Origin of the sequence: Jeotgalibaca dankookensis (assembly GCF_002005405.1) — a bacterium.
GTDB lineage: Bacteria > Bacillota > Bacilli > Lactobacillales > Aerococcaceae > Jeotgalibaca > Jeotgalibaca dankookensis.
Map to the genome: position 1 here is coordinate 784,171 of NZ_CP019728.1, position 17,193 is coordinate 801,363.

Here is a 17,193-nt window from a genome sequence, read left to right on the forward strand (position 1 = left end):
CTGCTCGTCCTCTCTATTAAATCAATTAAGTATTTTGTATAATCATGGCTTCAACAGCACGCGTTAATCTTTCCAGAGCATGCCAACTACGATTAAACCCCTCGTAAATATTTGAATAGCTAAATACTACTATTGCATCATTTTCATTATGCATCATTTTTTTGATTGCTTGATGGTGAAGTGCATAGCCCCTTCGTACTAAGCTGTTAATATCTTTCATGAGAGCCAGCAATTTTTCGGGATGTTTAAAATGAATCAACTCCTTTGTTAGTGCCAACGTTTTGTCTGAACCTTGCTTTAATACCTCTACCAATACAAAAACATCTGGTTCAATTGTTTTTACTTGGTAACGATCTAACCGAGCGAGAATATCGCTGCTTACGGTACCTAGAAGCGTGTTCAAGGCTTGGGTTATTTCAAGAATATCAGGCCTTTCGATAGGAGGGAGAAAGTCTTGATATAAAAAATCTAAGGTGGCTTGTTTTTTATCATTAGCAACAACTTCAATTTTTTTCATTTCGTTTAACTCATTTTCTAACTCATCAAGCTGATAGTTTTTTAGGTTAGCGGCAAGAAAGTCAGTAGCTTCTGCCATCAGTAAAGAAAAATTCCTCAAAAGTTCTAAAATAAGTAAAATCTTCCGCTTCTTCTTTTTTAAAAGGGTTGAACACATTATCACTTCCTCAAAATATTTTTATAAATAATAAAGCCATGAAATAGCCGACGAGACCACATCCAGGGAAGGTTAGTACCCATGCCCAGACCATCTCTTTAACAGTTGACCAATTAACACTTGATAAACGATTAGCCGCACCAACGCCCATAATAGCGGTCGTTTTTGTATGAGTGGTGCTAACGGGCAGTCCTAACAAGGAGGAAAACAATAAACTTACCGCACCAGCTAAATCGGCACTAAAGCCTTGATATTTTTCTAACTTAACCATGTCCATTCCGACCGTCTTAATAATTTTATATCCACCAATTGAGGTTCCTAAAGCCATGACTAAAGAGCAAAGAACCATCATCCAAAAAGGAATAACAAAGTTAGAAACATTCCCTTTTCCTTGACCTAAGAAAATGCTGAGCATAAAAATTCCCATAAACTTTTGACCATCTTGAGCTCCGTGCATAAAAGCCATGCCAGCTCCTGCAAAAATTTGTCCGTTATTGAAAAAAACTTTCGATTTTTGGCGAGAGATCTTTTTAAACAAATTTTGGATTATTTTAGCAAATAAGAAACCGAATCCGAATCCCAAGAGTGTCGAAAAAAAGAGTCCATAAATAACTTTTGACCATTCATTAAAATTAATCCCGCTAATTCCACCTTGTAAAGCAATTGCTGCTCCACATATACCGGCGATTAGAGCGTGACTTTCACTAGTTGGAATTCCAAAGTACCAAGCAGCAGTTGCCCATAAAACGATGGCAACTAAAGCTGCACATAAAGCAATAAGTGAATTATACGGATCACCCCCAAAGTCAACCATATTTGCAATCGTAGCAGCTACTTTAGCGTTAATAGTCGTCATTATAAATACACCTAAAAAATTAAAACCGGCTGCCAAAAATATGGATTTAGTTACAGATAAAGAACGTGTTGACACCATTGTAGCAATGGCGTTTGGTGCATCCGTCCAGCCGTTGACAAGAATAACAGCCAGCACTAGCAAGACAATAACTGCTAAGATAGGAGTCTCCACGAGACTTTTTAAGAACGAACTTAAACCAACAGTCATAACATCACTCTTTCTTAAAATATTACTTATTCATCACTTATATTCTACCTCAATAAAAGAAAAAACGATAAAAAAGAAGGTTTAATTATTATGCTTAGTTAATGGCGCTGACAGCTATTTTAGCGTATAATATTTAACAATAGATATTTCAAAGAAAAGGGTGTGACACGATGCCGAAAAATAAAGATTATACAAAACAAGAAGTCATTGATCTATGTGCTTCTTATATGAATGAATCCCATGTAGCCTTTGTCCAAAAAGCGGCAGATTTTGCAGAAAAGGCACACTCAGGACAATTTAGAAAATCTGGAGAAGAATATTTTATTCATCCCGTGCAAGTTGGGGCTATTTTAGCAGAGTTAAGATTAGATCCAGATACGATTGCAACAGGTTTTCTCCATGATGTTGTAGAGGATACCGAATATACATTAGAAGATATTGAAAATACTTTTTCTAAAACAGTCGCAACTCTTGTTGACGGTGTTACAAAATTAGGGAAAATCAAATATCAATCTCACGAAGAACAATTAGCAGAAAACCACCGGAAAATGCTTTTAGCTATGGCTAACGATATCCGTATTATTATGGTTAAACTTGCTGACAGACTTCATAATATGCGAACACTAAAATTTCATCGACCAGAAAAACAAAAGAGTATCTCTAAAGAAACCCTTGAAATCTATGCACCTTTGGCTCATCGCTTGGGGATTAGTCGAATTAAATGGGAGTTAGAAGACACTGCCTTACGTTACTTAAAGCCACAACAATACTACCGGATTGTTCATTTAATGAACTCAAAAAGAACAGAACGTGAGCAATATATAAATGACACAATCCAAAAAATTAACGAGTCTGTCGATGAGTTAAAAATAAATGCAGAAATTTATGGCCGTCCCAAACACATATATTCTATTTATCGTAAAATGCAGGACCAAAAAAAACAATTTACCGAAATTTATGACCTTTTAGCAGTCCGTGTCATAGTTGACTCTATTAAAGATTGTTATGCAGTACTAGGAGCCATTCATACCAAATGGAAACCCATGCCAGGTCGATTTAAAGATTATGTAGCGATGCCTAAAGCCAATATGTACCAATCACTACATACAACTGTTATCGGTTCGAATGGTACGCCCATCGAAATTCAAATTCGTACTGTGGAAATGCATCGTATTGCTGAATTAGGGGTAGCTGCACACTGGGCTTACAAAGAAGGAATTACTAAAAAAGTAGTAGAGGAAGATACGATTCAAAATCAATTAAATTGGTTTCGGGATTTGATCGACCTACAAGACGACTCTCAAAATGCTAGTGAGTTTGTAGAGAGCGTTAAAGAGGATATTTTCAAAGACAAGGTTTATGTCTTTACTCCTAAAGGAGCCGTTATGGAGCTACCAAACGGAGCAGGGCCTCTTGACTTTGCATATAATGTCCATACAGAAGTGGGAGACAAAACAGTAGGTGCTAAGGTAAATCAAAAAATTGTGCCACTCAACTATAAGCTGAAAAATGGCGATATTGTTGAAATGATGACATCACCTAATTCTTCTGGACCAAGTCGCGATTGGATTAATTTAGTTACGACTAATAAAGCCAAAAATAAAATTAAGCGATTTTTCAAATTACAAGATCGGGAAAAAAATATCGAAAAAGGTCGGACAATCATTGAAAAACAAATCCAAGAAATGGATTTTGTACCTAAGGAAATATTAACCAAGACAAATTTAAAAGAAGCTGCTCAACGCTTTAATATGCCAACTGAAAACGACGTTTTTGCTGCCGTTGGCTTTGGAGAAATCTCTGCCTTTACCCTAGTCAATAAATTGACTGAGAAAGCTCGTAAAGAAAGAGAAAAAACTCAGCAAGAAGAAGTTATGGAATCGATGGAGCAAACCCAAGTTAAAAAAGATACGTCAAAAATGAAGATTCGACATGAGGGCGGCATCATTATTGAAGGCGCTGATAATTTACTAATTCGAACGAGTCGTTGCTGCAATCCTGTTCCAGGCGATGAAATTGTTGGTTATATTACCAAAGGACGCGGTATTTCTGTGCACCGTGCCGATTGCCCTAATACGCGCGTGACTGAAGAAAATAAGGAACGTTTTATAGAAGTAGAGTGGGAAGACCGTGGCAGCGACATGATTGATTATGAGACTGAATTGTTAGTTGAAGGATACAATCGCTCAGGATTGCTAAACGAGGTCTTGCATGTTGTAAATTCGACCACTAAAAACCTAAATAGTGTAAATGGGAAGGTCGATAAAAATAAAATTGCAGTCATCACACTAAAAATTAGTATTCAAAACTTAAGTCAGTTAGAAAATATTGTTGATAAGCTAAAAAATATACCCGATGTTTACAGTGTACGTCGCGTAACTTCGTAAAGGGAGATAGATATGAAAGTCATTATTCAAAGGGTTTCAAGTGCTTCTGTTGCAGTAGATGGTAAAACTGAAGGGGCTATCCAACGAGGATTTCTTTTGCTCGTGGGCGTGGAAGAAAAAGATGATGAGACAGATGTGACTTACTTGGCACGTAAAATTAGTAATTTACGTGTGTTCGAAGATGATGAAGGTAAAATGAACCTTGCTTTAAACGATGTAGGCGGGGCTATCCTCTCAATTTCACAATTTACCTTACTAGCCAATACAAAGAAAGGCAATCGCCCTAGTTTTATAGATGCAGCTAAGCCAGAAATTGGTAATAAATTGTATGAAAGTCTAAATGATCAATTGCGAAATGAAGGGTTCGATGTGCAAACGGGAGTTTTTGGCGCACATATGGACGTATCGTTAGTTAATGACGGACCTGTAACTATTATTATTGACAGTAAAAATAAATAAAACAGTGGCTAGGACTTTTGTCCAGCCACTGTTTTTTTAATTGAAATAATTTGTAAGAGCGTTCAAAATGCTATCAGCAACTAAGTCTTGATAGTATCCGTTGTTAAAGGCATAAAAGTCATCCGGATTATTCATATAGCCTAACTCCAATAAAACAGCTGGTTGGGTATTCTCGCGTAATACAAAATAATTTCCAAAATGGAAACCATTATTTTGTAAAGGAAGATTTGCTGTTAATTCATTATTTATCAACTCAGCAATTTTACTATCTGAGTCATCATAGTAATAAGTGGTTGTTCCAGATTTGACAACTCCTTCAGGTGTGGAATCATAGTGTAAGCTAATGAACAAGTCTGCTTGATGATTCATACTCGTTTCTGCACGTTCATCTAGCGATATGGATTCATCTGTTGTACGTGTCATAATTACGTTAGCACCCATGGCTCCTAGTTTATCGGCTAGTACTTGTGCGGTATCTAACGTTACTTGTTTCTCATAAAAGTAATCGTTAATGGCTCCTGGATCTGTTCCACCATGGCCAGCGTCGATGACAATAGTTGCTTCAGAAAGAGTGGTTGAAACGACTGGTGCTACTACTTCCGTTTGTACACTTGCTACTTGCGTGACTAGCCAACTGGCTATATAAGCAGTTTGTCCACTTTCAGTTAAAACTTCAATAAAGTCACCCGACTTACCTAAATATTCGTAAGTAGTTCCCTGATCAGCTGTTTCGACAATTGAACTTTGTAAAGAAGGGCTTGTCCGAACATTGACACTGTCTTGAGAAATAGTGATTAAGTCTGGATTAGCTTGTGAGCTCGCAATTAATTCTTGTGATGCGGTTTCTTCTGTTAATATTCCAGGCTCAATCGAAACGAGATCAGAATAAAGCCAAGCTACGCCATCACCGTAGGCTATCTGGCTCCAGCCATTTTCCTCGTAGAGTAAAGTATACGTTTCACCTAAAACAGCTGTTCCAATAATTTCTGAAGATTCATTATTTTCAGCCCGAACATTAACAGACGATTCGGTCACGGTTGCTAATAAATCAGATGAAGCGGTTACTTCCGTATTGTCTACTAGCCAACTTGCAATCCACCCAATTCGTCCATCATCCATACGAATCTTGTACCATTCGTTTTCTTCCGCCAACACGTTCACAACTGTTTCACTTTGGACTTGGGTCATAATATCATAACTTAGTCCAGGGCCCAATCGAACGTTTACGGAGCTTGCTTTAACAACTACATTCGTATAATTAGCAAGAGCAATGGTTCCTAATGATCCTAAACCCATAAAAAAGGCTACAAGCACGATAAGTATGATATTTCTACTTAAATGTAATCGTTTCAATTTTAGACCCCCTCGTTTATTTCTCTATTAATTATCATTATAGCAAATTTTTGAATTAATATGCAAAGTCTTTTAGAAACCATTTATTTAAATATTAATTAGACTAAATAAGCATCGATGTTGGGAGTATGCTTGACAAATTGTATAAAAAATAGTAAGTTTAGATTATTATTTCCTATGAAGACAAAAGTAATAGTTGTTTGTGTTGTTTAGAGAGAATAGGCCGTGGCTGAAAGCTTATTCCAATAAAGCAAATATGAAAGACAAGTCGGAGGATTGATAGTGCAAAGCTATCACGCAGCAGGCGTTATTTGCAAAAGGAGAGCAATAACTCTCAAAAAAAGGTGGTACCACGTCCTCAAACGTCCTTTCCCAATAAGCGGGAGAAGGGCTATTTTTTTGTTTAAAATTAGGAAGGAAACATGAAGAAGGAGAGAATGATTAATGATCCAAAAACCAAAAGGAACCGCTGATATTTATTTAGAAAATATGGATATTTGGCACTACATTGAAGAAACAGCCCGTATTCTCATGCATGACTATCGATTTACTGAAATTCGTACGCCTATGTTTGAAAGCTATGACCTATTTTCAAGAAGTGTCGGTGATACCAGTGATATCGTTTCAAAAGAAATGTATGTCTTTGAAGATAAAGGGAACCGCCAAATGGCTCTAAAACCTGAAGGAACCGCTCCAATTGTTCGTGCTTATGTAGAAAACAAACTCTTTGGACCCGAATTTCCTAAACCACTTAAGCTCTACTATATGAGTCCAATGTTTCGCTATGAACGTCCCCAAAGTGGTCGTAGTCGCCAATTCCACCAGCTAGGTGTTGAAGTCATCGGTAGTACGAACCCAGCTGTGGATGTAGAAACAATGGCTCTCGCTTGGGATTTATTGCAAGAAATTGGTATTACTGATATTAAGTTAGTCATTAACTCTCTAGGACGTAAGGAAGAACGGATTAAATTCCGTGAAGCACTTATTGCTTTTTTAGAACCGCATTTTGATGATTTAAGTGAAGATTCTAAAATACGTCTCCACCAAAATCCTTTACGTGTTCTAGATAGTAAAGACCGAAAAGATCAAGAAATTGTCAAAGGGGCACCAAGTATTTTCGACTTTTTATCACAGGAGTCAAAAAAACATTTTGAAACTGTTCAAACAATGCTCAAGGAACTAGCTATTCCATTTGAAATTGATTCAAACATGGTGCGTGGATTGGATTACTATCAAGATACTATTTTCGAAATTATGACAACGTCTAAAGTATTTGGTTCTGAAACGACTATTTGTGGGGGTGGTCGTTATGATGGTCTAATCCAAGAAATTGGTGGTCCTGACGAGCCAGGTTTTGGCTTTGGGTTAGGACTTGAAAGATTAGTTCTTATGATTCAAAAGCAAGAAATTGAAATACCTCAAGTTAATGAATTGGATGTTTATATTGTAGGTATTGGTGAAGATACCAATCTGGAAACTTTGAAACTCGTTCAAGCAATTCGCGCAGCGGGCTATTCTGCTGATCGCGATTACATGGGTCGGAAAATAAAAGCGCAATTCCGGACTGCTTCACGTTATGACGCTAAAATGGTCATCACAATCGGAGATAATGAGCTTGAAGCGCAATCGGCAAAATTAAAAGTAATGGCGAGTGGAAAAGAAGTAACGGTTCCATTTACAGAAATTTATAATAGTTTCGAGCAAGTATTTACAAAAAATACAAGTGATATGACAGCAATTGAAGAATTTTTTGGTAAAGAGTAACTAATGACTTGTAGGAGTGAACGATGATGGAGAAAAGAACACAATATTGTGGTTTAATAACAGAAGAATATATCGGGCAAGAGGTTGTAGTAAAGGGTTGGGTAAACCGCCGGCGTGATCTAGGTGGACTAATTTTCGTCCATTTGCGAGACCGAGAAGGTATTGTGCAAATTGTCTTCAATCAAGAAAAAAATCCTGAACTATTTGAATTAGCAGAAAACTTGCGTCACGAATATGTTATTGAGGCAAAAGGAATGGTCGTCAAACGCGAAGCAAACCAAATCAACCCCAATATAAAAACCGGTACGGTTGAAATAGAAGTTTCACAAGCGGCTATTTTAGCAAAATCAAAAACACCTCCTTTCACAATTGGAGACGATCAGGCAGTGGCCGACGAACTACGTATGAAATATCGCTACCTAGATTTACGTAAAGAAAAAATGGTCCAAAATTTGAAGTTGCGTCACCAAACAACACGTGCGATTCGAAATTTTTTGGACGAAACAGATTTTATGGACGTAGAAACCCCCTATTTAACCAAATCGACACCAGAAGGAGCTCGAGATTATGTGGTTCCTTCACGTGTTTATCCAGGAACTTTCTACGCTTTACCGCAATCACCCCAATTGTTTAAACAATTATTAATGGGGGCGGGTATTGACCGCTACTATCAAATTGTTCGTTGTTTCCGCGATGAAGATCTACGTGGCGACCGTCAACCTGAATTTACACAAGTCGATCTTGAAACCAGTTTTATGTCTGCTGAAGAGATTCAAAGTTTAACAGAAGCGATGATGAAGCGTGTCGTTAAAGAAACTTTAAACCGGGATATTAAAACACCTTTCTTACGTATGACATATGACGAGGCAATGAATCGTTACGGTTCTGATAAACCTGATACTCGTTTTGGACTAGAATTAATTGATTTACAAGCTTTTGCTGAAGAAACTGACTTCAACGTTTTCAAACAAGCTCTTGCAAATGGCGGGCAAGTAAAAGGGTTGAATTTGAAAGGAAAAGCAGCTGATTTCTCACGTAAAGATATGGATGGTTTAACGGACTATATTAAGAAATATGGAGCTAAAGGATTAGCTTGGGTAAAAGTGACTGAAGACGGATTAAATGGTTCGGTTGCTAAGTTCTTTGCGAATGACAAAGAAAAATTGGTTCAAGCCATGGATGCAGAACCAGGAGATTTATTAATGTTTGTAGCAGATAAGAAAGAGGTTGTCGCACAGTCATTAGGAGAATTACGTCTAAAGTTTGGTCGTGATTTCAATCTGATTGACCAAAATCAATTAAATTTCTTATGGGTTGTTGATTGGCCGTTACTAGAATATGATGAAGATTTAAAACGTCATGTGGCGCTACACCATCCATTTACACGACCAAAAGAAGAAGATATCGCTCTTATGACAGAAGACCCTAGCAAAGTTCGTGCGCAAGCCTACGACATTGTTTTAAATGGCTATGAAATTGGTGGTGGTTCTTTAAGAATTAACACACGTGACGTACAAGAGAAAATGTTCGATGCGCTTGGGTTCAGCCCTGAAGAAGCCAAAGAACAGTTTGGATTCCTTCTTGATGCGTTTGATTATGGCTTTCCACCACATGGTGGTTTAGCACTGGGCTTAGATCGCTTGGTCATGATTCTTGCCGGTGAGGACAATATTCGTGAAGTAATTGCCTTCCCTAAAAATGGAAAAGCCTATGATCCAATGACAAAAGCACCATCAGAAGTAAGTGACCAACAGTTACAAGAATTAAACTTACGCTTGACTGTAGAAGACTAGTTTATGTTTCACCAAAAAAGCTTGTAAAACCGAAGTCAGAATCGGTTCTACAAGCTTTTTATTAATTGATGAATTGTAATATTAAGTGCAACACCTAGGTAAAATAAAAGAAACCCATGACGACCTCGTGTAGAATGGAGTTACCACACAACATTCGACTGGAGGACTCGCCATGAGCTACACTCATTTTACCATAGCCGAACGCTCAAAAATAGAAACGCTTCGTGATCTAGGTTTTTCGATCCGCCGGATCGCTCGAATCCTTGGTCGTGCCCCTTCTTCTGTTTCACGGGAACTGAACAGGAACCCATATTATCAGTGTGATCAGGCACAGGAACGCTATAAACAAAAGAAAACGAACTGTGGAGCAAAATCAAAGTTGACTTCTGAAATCAAAGAAAAGGTTCAGGAAAAACTAACTCTTACCTGGTCTCCAGAACAAATTGTAGGCCGGCTATTTCAAGGGAAAATTTCTTTCAAAACAATCTATCGCTGGCTCTATTACGGTCTCTTACAAGTTCTATTGTCCGTTCTGAGACAAAAAGGCAAACGACAGAAACCAAAAGAAACCAGAGGAAGATTCAATATCGGAACCTCTATTTCAAAACGACCAAAAGACATCAAGAAGCGAACGACCTTCGGTCACTGGGAGCTGGACACCGTCGTATCAGGACGCGGACAGGCAAAAGGTTGCGTTGCTACTTTCCTAGAGAGGAAAAGCCGCTGGTACCTCGCCATCAAAATACCCAACCGTTCCGCTTCCTCAATGGAAGGGGCTATACGAAAACTGACTACGCTTTTTCCTGAAACTGCCTTCCAAAGTTTTACGACAGACAGAGGAAAGGAATTCAGCTGTTATCCTGTCATTGAAGAAGACTTAAGCATCCCTGTTTATTTCGCAGATCCTTATTCTTCTTGGCAACGAGGAAGCAATGAAAACAGTAATGGACTCCTGAGGGAGTTCTTTCCGAAGAGAACCAACTTTGATTATGTGGAACAGGAAGAACTTCAAAAAGCTTTGTACCTGATTAAAAATAGACCAAGAAAATGTCTTGGCTACCGAACGCCTCACGAGGTCTTTATGGAAGAGGTGTTGCACTTAATTTGACAAACTATCAATTAAAAACAAGAGCTATGTTAGGATATAGAGAAAATAGTGTCATTTATCTGGAGGCGTTTATTAATGTTAAAAATTGGCTCGCATGTATCGATGAGTGGAAAGAAAATGCTCTTAGGAGCGGCAGAAGAAGCAGCGTCATATGGCGCAACAACGTTTATGATTTATACAGGTGCTCCTCAAAATACGAGACGCAAACCAATTGAGGAAATGAATATTCTCAAAGGCAGAGAATACATGGAGCAAAATGGATTACTTGAATTGATTGTCCATGCACCTTACATCATAAACTTGGGTAATACCACTAAGGCAAATCAGTTTGGGTTTGCAACAGAATTCTTATATGAAGAAATTCAACGTGCACAAGCGCTTGGAGCAAAACAAATCACTATGCATCCGGGTGCGCATGTCGGAGCTGGACCAGATAAAGGGATTGTGCAAATCATTAAAGGGTTGAATGAGGTTTTAGAAACAAAACAAACTGCTCACATTGCCCTTGAAACGATGGCTGGAAAAGGAACTGAAATTGGTCGTTCTTTTGAAGAGTTAGCAGCTATTATATCAGGCGTTACCCATAATGAAAAGTTATCGGTAACTCTAGATACCTGTCACATCCATGATGCCGGCTATCTGGTTAAAGAAGATTTTGACGGCGTATTAGATGAGTTTGATAGAGTTATTGGATTGGATCGTTTACAAGTCATACACGTTAATGATTCAAAAAATCCAATAGGAGCAAAAAAAGATCGCCATGCCAATATTGATCAAGGATATATCGGTTTTGAAACACTTAATAAAATAGTCCACCATCCACAATTAGTTGGTTTACCAAAAATATTGGAAACACCTTATGTGGGGGAGGACAATAAAAATAAAAAGCCACTATACAAATATGAAATTGCTATGTTTAGAGCAAGAGAGTTGAATGAGAACCTATTACATGATATCTTAAATCAGTCTTTCCTCAGCTAAAACATTTTGTATAATGATTTCAGCTGTTTCTTCGATGGATCTTTGCGCAACATTTATAATTGAACAGCCAATTTTTTCATATAAATCAAGGGCATAGTCGACTTCAGCTTTAATCCGTTTGCGGTTTGTATAAGGTGTTTCAACTGGCATACCGTAAGATAACATTCTTTCACGCCGAAAACTCGCTAGAGTATCCACATCGTTAGTCAAACCAACTATTTTTTTAGGATCGACTTGCCATAGCTCATCAGGTATTTGCGCTTCAGGTAAAAGTGGTAAGTTAGCCACTTTGACATTTTTGTTAGCTAAAAACATAGAGAGCGGTGTCTTAGAGGTGCGAGAAATACCAATTAAAACAAGATCCGCTTCTAATAAGCCTTTTGGATCCTTGCCATCGTCATAGCGTACTGCAAATTCAATAGCACTAATGCGATTAAAATACTCATCATCTAAACGGTGAAGACTACCGGCACGTTTAGTTGGCTCTTCTTTTGTCAAATGGGTTAAATCTGCTACAATTTCTTTTAAAATGTCGTAACATAACAGTTGCTTTGAATCACAAAAATCTTTTGTATAGCGACTTAAATCTTCTAAAACCAACGTGTGAATGATAACCGCTTTTACTTGTTTAGCATCATTTAAGATGGGAACTAATTCTTCCTTAGTACGAATAAAAGGATGAATTTCTATTATAGGTTCTATTCCTGGGAATTGAGCCAAAACAGCTTGTAAAACCTTTCGAGCTGTTTCCCCAATTGAATCAGAAATTATAAAAAAATGAATTGTTTTGTCAGTCATAGTCCTACCTCGATTTCTTGTTAATAAATTATTAATTTAAATATACTATATCAGCCAGTGAAAAGACAGCGAGAGGAGCAGATGTTATGAATAAGCTTATTGAAGAATCATTAGAGAGAATGAAGGAAAATGGTTTAAAACATACTAAAAAACGGGAAGATTTAATTCGCCTTTTTTCTAAAGAAGACCGTTATCTAACAGCCAAAACAGTGCAACAGATGTTAAAGAAAATTTATCCTTCTATTAGTTTTGATACTGTTTATCGTAATTTATACGCTTTTGAAGATATCGGTATTCTTGAAACGACAGAGCTAAACAATGAAAAAATGTTTCGAATGACCTGTTTGAATGATCACCATCACCATCATCATTTTATTTGTGAACAATGTGGACGAACAACACAGCTCGAAATGTGTCCAATGGATTTTTTCAAACAACAGCTCGGGAATGCTCAATTAAATTCACATCGTTTTGAAATTTTTGGTATTTGCAGCAAGTGTTTAGAAAAACAAAATAAATTAGATTAGTCGTTGCAAATGTGGAGACCTGTGGTATAATATTTAAAGAACAATTTCATTTAGATGGTTTGAATCAATAAATGAAACGGTTACTTTTAATGCTCGGAGGGAGGGAATATTAATGTCAAAAACAACTGTTCGTAAGAACGAATCTATTGACGATGCTCTTCGTCGCTTTAAACGTACTGTTTCCAAAACTGGTACTCTTCAAGAAGCACGTAAACGGGAATATTATGAAAAACCAAGTATAAAACGTAAGAAGAAATCTGAGGCAGCTAGAAAACGTAAATTCTAATTACTAGAGATAAAGAAAGAGCCAAGACAAATTTGTCTTGGCTCTTTCTTTATCGATTGTAATCGCTGAAAAGGATTCGTCTTCTATGATATAATGAAAAAAATAAGCAATTGCTTAATTTAAAAAGAGGAGTGTAACTATTTGACTGAAAATGAACACTTTCCAGTAACGATTGACTTTGAAATAGATGATGCGAGTGCCTTACCTCAACTATTAGGGTCTCAAGATAAAAACATTCAGTTACTAGAAGAGACATTAGAAATTATTATTAACATTAGAGGTAGTAAAATTGAAATAAAAGGAAGCCAAGAAAATGTAAAGATTGCGGAATCGCTTATTAGACAAGTAATTGCTCTGATTCAAAAAGGAATTACAATCTCACAAAGTGATATTATTAGTGCAACACAAATGGCTAGCCGCGGAAATTTAAACTTTTTTACTGACTTATATGACGAAGAAATCGGCAAGACTTATACGGGTAAAACGATACGAGCAAAAAATATTGGTCAAAAAATCTATTATGATGCGGTCAAAAAAAGTGATATTGTCTTTGGTATTGGACCAGCCGGTACAGGGAAGACTTTTTTAGCAGTAGTCATGGCTGTTCAAGCATTAAAAGCAGGTCATGTGCAAAAAATTATTTTAACCCGTCCAGCAGTGGAAGCTGGTGAACACTTAGGTTTTCTACCTGGAGACCTAAAAGAAAAAGTGGATCCATATTTAAGACCTATCTATGATGCGCTATACGCAGTTTACGGAATGGAACATACGCTTCGACTGATGGAAAGAGGAGTCATTGAAATTGCGCCTTTAGCCTATATGCGTGGACGAACACTTGGAGATGCGTTTGTTATCTTAGATGAAGCACAAAACACAACGATCGCTCAAATGAAAATGTTTCTGACACGGCTTGGATTTGGTTCTAAAATGATTATTAATGGTGATAAAACCCAGATTGACTTACCAAAAGGGGTCCGTTCTGGGCTAATTGACGCAGAAGACAAACTGAAAGGCGTATCTGGCGTTTCCTTTGTTAGCTTTGATGCCCACGATGTGGTCCGTCACCCAGTTGTATCGCGTATTATCCAAGCATATGATCAGAAAGAAAAGGGATTGTAAATGATTGTTATTGATATGTTTGATGAGACAGAATTGGTAGCACCCGCACATTTAAAACTTGTTGAAGAGATAGTGACCTTTGCTTCTACTTTTTTGGACTTACCAGAAAAGTCAGAAATGTCAATTACCTTTGTTAGTGACGCTCGAATACAAGAGATTAATAGGGAGTTTCGCCATAAGGATCAAGCTACTGATGTCATTAGTTTTGCTCTTAATGATGAAACAAATGATGATTTTCCTATCAACTTGAAATCTTTGAGTGTTGATTTTCCTTATAATCTTGGTGATATCATTATATCTGTAGACAAAACAGCAGAACAAGCAGAACGGTATGGTCATAGTTTTGAAAGAGAACTAGGTTTTTTGGCCTTACATGGTTTTTTGCATTTAAATGGATACGATCATATGAACGCAGAAGATGAAAAAGAAATGTTTGGTCTGCAGAAAGAGATACTAGATGCATATGGACTCAAAAGAGAATCGTAAAAAATATAGACATGACAGTTGGAAAAACAAACGCTTTTTTGACTCCGCTAAGCATGCTTGGGAAGGTGTAACTACTATTTGGCGAGAAGAGCGAAATTTGCGGAATCATTTTGGTTTAGGTATTTTTCCTATCCTAGCAGGTCTGTTGCTAGGTATTAGTAAAGTTGAGTGGATGATTATTGTTTTATGTATTTTCTTGGTTGTCATTATGGAATTTTTAAATACCATCATTGAAACGGTTGTGGATATGGTGACTGATTATAATTACCATCCACTCGCTAAAAAAGCCAAAGATATAGCAGCGGGAGCTGTTCTCGTAACAGCAGTATTCACGCTTGTAATTGCCAGCATTATTTTCATACCACGAATTGTTGAAATTCTATTTTAAAGGAGCTAGTTGAATGAAACAAAATGAACCGTTTAAATCGGGTTTTATCTCTATTATAGGGAGACCTAACGTTGGGAAATCAACCTTATTAAATCATGTAGTAGGTCAAAAAATTGCGATTATGAGTGATACACCCCAAACAACTCGTAATAAAATACAAGGTGTCATTACCACGGACAGTGCACAAATGGTTTTTATAGATACCCCAGGGATTCATAAACCTAAGCACCGTTTAAATGATTTTATGCTAAAGAGCGCTTACAGTACGTTCAATCAAGTAGACATTATTCTTTTCATGGTCAATGCAGAAGAAAAACGTGGTGGCGGGGATGACTTTATTATGGAACGTATCGCTAACATCAAAACACCTAAGTTCTTAATTATTAACAAAATTGACCGCGTCTCTAAAGAAAAACTTCTAAATATTATTACCGATTACACATCTAAACAAGAATTTGACGAAGTTGTTCCCATCTCTGCTATTGATGGAAATAATGTAGATGCCTTATTGAAGACCATACAAACTTATTTACCAGAAGGACCACAATACTACCCAGCCGATCAAGTAACCGATCATCCAGAATATTTTATTGTTTCAGAATTTATCAGAGAAAAAGTTCTGCAATTAACACGTGATGAAATCCCCCATTCAGTGGCTGTAGTGGTGGACTCAATGCAACGTAACGAAGATGATAAAATACATGTTTATGCAACGATTATAGTAGATCGTCCAAGTCAAAAGGGAATTATTATTGGTAAAGGCGGTAAACTTTTAAAAGAAATTGGTATACGTGCGCGTCGTGACATTGAAACGATGTTAGGCGATAAAATTTTCTTGGAATTATGGGTAAAAGTACAGAAAGATTGGCGAGACAAACAAACACATTTACAAGACTATGGGTACCGTCAAAAAGACTATGAGTAAAAAACAGAACCAAACTTTCGATGCTATTGTTATTTCAGTTCGAAAACATAAAGAAAAAGATGCCTTGGTCAAATTATTTACACAGGAACACGGGAAACGAATGTTTTTTGTGAGAAGTTACTTTAAATCGAATCACGCCTTAAAAACGGCTCTGTTGCCATTTTCTTACTCTACTTTTACAGGTAGTATCCAAGACCAAGGGCTCTGCTTTTTACAAGATTACAAAGCAAGTAAGAACTTTCGCTTAATCCACGAGGATGTTTATCGCAATGCTTATGCCACTTATTTAGCTAACTTGAGTGATGCTGCCATTGAAGATGGCATAAAAGACGAAAAACTCTTCCAACTTTTACTCCAGAGTTACGAATCAATCGATAAGGGCTTAGATGCAGAGATTATTGTCAATATATTCGAAATGCATCTGCTACGTTATTTTGGTGTGCATCCGCAATTAGATGCATGTCGTATTTGTGGTAGCAAAAAAGAACCATTTGACTTTTCAGCACGTTTCTCAGGGGTTTTGTGTACCAATCATTTCCATGAAGATCCCCATCGCTTACACATTAATCCGGCAGCTATATACTTTAGTCGGATGTTTTTGAGTTTGATTCCCGAACAAGTTTCAGAAATTTCAATTCGAAAAGAAAATAAACAAGCCATACGTGAATTTATTGACTTTCTTTACGATGAGTATGTAGGTATTCGATTGAAGAGTAAGACCTATATCGACCAGATGTATGCTTGGGAAGAAACGTTACAAATCGTTGTGAAAGATAAAAAAGATAAAGACGCATGAACTTTTGCTTGACAATAATTTTAAGTCTGTTTACTATGTTTAATAGAGTGAATGAAACAATGACGATGAGAGTACTGTTAGGGCGCTTTGAAGCGAGTTTGGGATAGTGGAAGCCAAATAAAGTAAACTAGCGAGGAAAGGCACATCTGAGTTTCACAAATTAAGTGCTGGTATTACCAGAAATAGGGTGGAACCGCGAGCTCATACTCGTCCCTATGTTGCAAGCGTGCAGCATAGGGACGAGTATTTTTATGTTTACACGCAAAAAAAATGCAATTAGATGCGAA

At 37.2% G+C, this 17,193-nt stretch carries 17 protein-coding genes and 1 other annotated feature; of the genes, 13 read left to right on the forward strand and 4 right to left on the reverse strand.

Going from position 1 to position 17,193, the window contains the following annotated elements; translation table 11 throughout:
- Positions 1-25: 25 nt before the first annotated feature.
- Positions 26-595: a DUF47 domain-containing protein gene (locus BW727_RS03805; protein WP_062532252.1), complete on the reverse strand. Its 570-nt coding sequence runs from the start codon at positions 593-595 to the stop codon at positions 26-28.
- A gap of 88 nt (positions 596-683) precedes the next feature.
- Positions 684-1,736, reverse strand: coding sequence for an inorganic phosphate transporter (locus BW727_RS03810; protein ID WP_062469988.1), 1,053 nt, complete (start codon positions 1,734-1,736; stop codon positions 684-686).
- A gap of 170 nt (positions 1,737-1,906) precedes the next feature.
- Here BW727_RS03810 and BW727_RS03815 point away from each other — a divergent pair, with 170 nt between their 5' ends.
- Both BW727_RS03815 and dtd read left to right on the forward strand, forming a co-directional pair.
- A complete protein-coding gene (locus BW727_RS03815; protein ID WP_062469991.1) occupies positions 1,907-4,123 on the forward strand; it encodes a RelA/SpoT family protein in 2,217 nt (738 codons plus the stop codon).
- Between the two features lie 12 nt (positions 4,124-4,135).
- Positions 4,136-4,582 carry a D-aminoacyl-tRNA deacylase gene (dtd, locus tag BW727_RS03820; protein ID WP_062469994.1) on the forward strand — a complete coding sequence of 149 codons (447 nt, stop codon included), beginning with the start codon at positions 4,136-4,138 and terminating at the stop codon, positions 4,580-4,582.
- Positions 4,583-4,618: 36 nt separating this feature from the next.
- Here the strand turns inward: dtd and BW727_RS03825 are convergent, their stop codons facing one another.
- Entirely contained in the window at positions 4,619-5,935 is a 1,317-nt protein-coding gene (locus tag BW727_RS03825) for an N-acetylmuramoyl-L-alanine amidase (RefSeq protein WP_077795734.1), read from the reverse strand.
- 168 nt (positions 5,936-6,103) lie between these two features.
- Positions 6,104-6,308: a binding site (T-box leader), on the forward strand.
- Positions 6,309-6,379: 71 nt separating this feature from the next.
- Between BW727_RS03825 and hisS the strand changes: the two genes are divergently transcribed.
- The 4 genes from hisS to BW727_RS03845 all read left to right on the forward strand — a co-directional run bounded on the left by hisS (position 6,380) and on the right by BW727_RS03845 (position 11,581).
- Positions 6,380-7,699, forward strand: coding sequence for a histidine--tRNA ligase (gene hisS, locus BW727_RS03830; protein WP_062469996.1), 1,320 nt, complete (start codon positions 6,380-6,382; stop codon positions 7,697-7,699).
- Positions 7,700-7,725: 26 nt separating this feature from the next.
- Positions 7,726-9,492, forward strand: coding sequence for an aspartate--tRNA ligase (gene aspS, locus BW727_RS03835; protein WP_062469999.1), 1,767 nt, complete (start codon positions 7,726-7,728; stop codon positions 9,490-9,492).
- 172 nt (positions 9,493-9,664) lie between these two features.
- Positions 9,665-10,600 carry an IS30 family transposase gene (locus BW727_RS03840; protein ID WP_077795735.1) on the forward strand — a complete coding sequence of 312 codons (936 nt, stop codon included), beginning with the start codon at positions 9,665-9,667 and terminating at the stop codon, positions 10,598-10,600.
- Between the two features lie 75 nt (positions 10,601-10,675).
- Positions 10,676-11,581 (forward strand): deoxyribonuclease IV, encoded by a 906-nt coding sequence (locus BW727_RS03845; RefSeq protein WP_062469450.1) that lies wholly within the window; start codon positions 10,676-10,678, stop codon positions 11,579-11,581.
- Here BW727_RS03845 and BW727_RS03850 read toward each other — a convergent pair.
- Positions 11,558-12,379 carry a pyruvate, water dikinase regulatory protein gene (locus BW727_RS03850; RefSeq protein ID WP_062469446.1) on the reverse strand — a complete coding sequence of 274 codons (822 nt, stop codon included), beginning with the start codon at positions 12,377-12,379 and terminating at the stop codon, positions 11,558-11,560. The genes BW727_RS03845 and BW727_RS03850 overlap by 24 nt on opposite strands.
- An 86-nt stretch (positions 12,380-12,465) precedes the next feature.
- On the opposite strand from BW727_RS03850, the gene BW727_RS03855 reads away from it, so the two are divergent.
- From BW727_RS03855 to recO, 7 genes are all read left to right on the forward strand, one after another.
- Entirely contained in the window at positions 12,466-12,906 is a 441-nt protein-coding gene (locus BW727_RS03855; protein ID WP_062469443.1) for a Fur family transcriptional regulator, read from the forward strand.
- A gap of 112 nt (positions 12,907-13,018) precedes the next feature.
- A complete protein-coding gene (gene rpsU, locus BW727_RS03860) occupies positions 13,019-13,192 on the forward strand; it encodes a 30S ribosomal protein S21 (RefSeq protein ID WP_062469427.1) in 174 nt (57 codons plus the stop codon).
- A 141-nt stretch (positions 13,193-13,333) separates the two neighbouring features.
- Positions 13,334-14,311, forward strand: coding sequence for a PhoH family protein (locus BW727_RS03865; protein ID WP_062469425.1), 978 nt, complete (start codon positions 13,334-13,336; stop codon positions 14,309-14,311).
- 3 nt (positions 14,312-14,314) lie between these two features.
- On the forward strand, positions 14,315-14,797 hold the full coding sequence (gene ybeY, locus BW727_RS03870) for an rRNA maturation RNase YbeY (RefSeq protein ID WP_418268860.1): 483 nt from the start codon (positions 14,315-14,317) through the stop codon (positions 14,795-14,797).
- Positions 14,775-15,185, forward strand: a complete 411-nt coding sequence (locus BW727_RS03875; protein WP_335617523.1) for a diacylglycerol kinase — start codon at positions 14,775-14,777, stop codon at positions 15,183-15,185. Before ybeY ends, BW727_RS03875 begins: the two co-directional genes overlap by 23 nt.
- A 13-nt stretch (positions 15,186-15,198) precedes the next feature.
- Positions 15,199-16,110, forward strand: coding sequence for a GTPase Era (era, locus tag BW727_RS03880; protein ID WP_062469418.1), 912 nt, complete (start codon positions 15,199-15,201; stop codon positions 16,108-16,110).
- Positions 16,103-16,906 carry a DNA repair protein RecO gene (gene recO / locus BW727_RS03885; protein WP_062469415.1) on the forward strand — a complete coding sequence of 268 codons (804 nt, stop codon included), beginning with the start codon at positions 16,103-16,105 and terminating at the stop codon, positions 16,904-16,906. Before era ends, recO begins: the two co-directional genes overlap by 8 nt.
- Positions 16,907-17,193 lie beyond the last annotated feature (287 nt).

What these genes read in the sequence shown, in the direction of transcription:
- BW727_RS03805 (WP_062532252.1), bottom strand. Translation starts at nt 595, where the DNA reads ATGGCAGAAGCTACTGACTTTCTTGCCGCTAACCTAAAAAACTATCAG.
- BW727_RS03810 (WP_062469988.1), bottom strand. Translation starts at nt 1,736, where the DNA reads ATGACTGTTGGTTTAAGTTCGTTCTTAAAAAGTCTCGTGGAGACTCCT.
- BW727_RS03815 (WP_062469991.1), top strand. Translation starts at nt 1,907, where the DNA reads ATGCCGAAAAATAAAGATTATACAAAACAAGAAGTCATTGATCTATGT.
- dtd (WP_062469994.1), top strand. Translation starts at nt 4,136, where the DNA reads ATGAAAGTCATTATTCAAAGGGTTTCAAGTGCTTCTGTTGCAGTAGAT.
- hisS (WP_062469996.1), top strand. Translation starts at nt 6,380, where the DNA reads ATGATCCAAAAACCAAAAGGAACCGCTGATATTTATTTAGAAAATATG.
- aspS (WP_062469999.1), top strand. Translation starts at nt 7,726, where the DNA reads ATGGAGAAAAGAACACAATATTGTGGTTTAATAACAGAAGAATATATC.
- BW727_RS03840 (WP_077795735.1), top strand. Translation starts at nt 9,665, where the DNA reads ATGAGCTACACTCATTTTACCATAGCCGAACGCTCAAAAATAGAAACG.
- BW727_RS03845 (WP_062469450.1), top strand. Translation starts at nt 10,676, where the DNA reads ATGTTAAAAATTGGCTCGCATGTATCGATGAGTGGAAAGAAAATGCTC.
- BW727_RS03850 (WP_062469446.1), bottom strand. Translation starts at nt 12,379, where the DNA reads ATGACTGACAAAACAATTCATTTTTTTATAATTTCTGATTCAATTGGG.
- BW727_RS03855 (WP_062469443.1), top strand. Translation starts at nt 12,466, where the DNA reads ATGAATAAGCTTATTGAAGAATCATTAGAGAGAATGAAGGAAAATGGT.
- rpsU (WP_062469427.1), top strand. Translation starts at nt 13,019, where the DNA reads ATGTCAAAAACAACTGTTCGTAAGAACGAATCTATTGACGATGCTCTT.
- BW727_RS03875 (WP_335617523.1), top strand. Translation starts at nt 14,775, where the DNA reads ATGGACTCAAAAGAGAATCGTAAAAAATATAGACATGACAGTTGGAAA.
- era (WP_062469418.1), top strand. Translation starts at nt 15,199, where the DNA reads ATGAAACAAAATGAACCGTTTAAATCGGGTTTTATCTCTATTATAGGG.
- recO (WP_062469415.1), top strand. Translation starts at nt 16,103, where the DNA reads ATGAGTAAAAAACAGAACCAAACTTTCGATGCTATTGTTATTTCAGTT.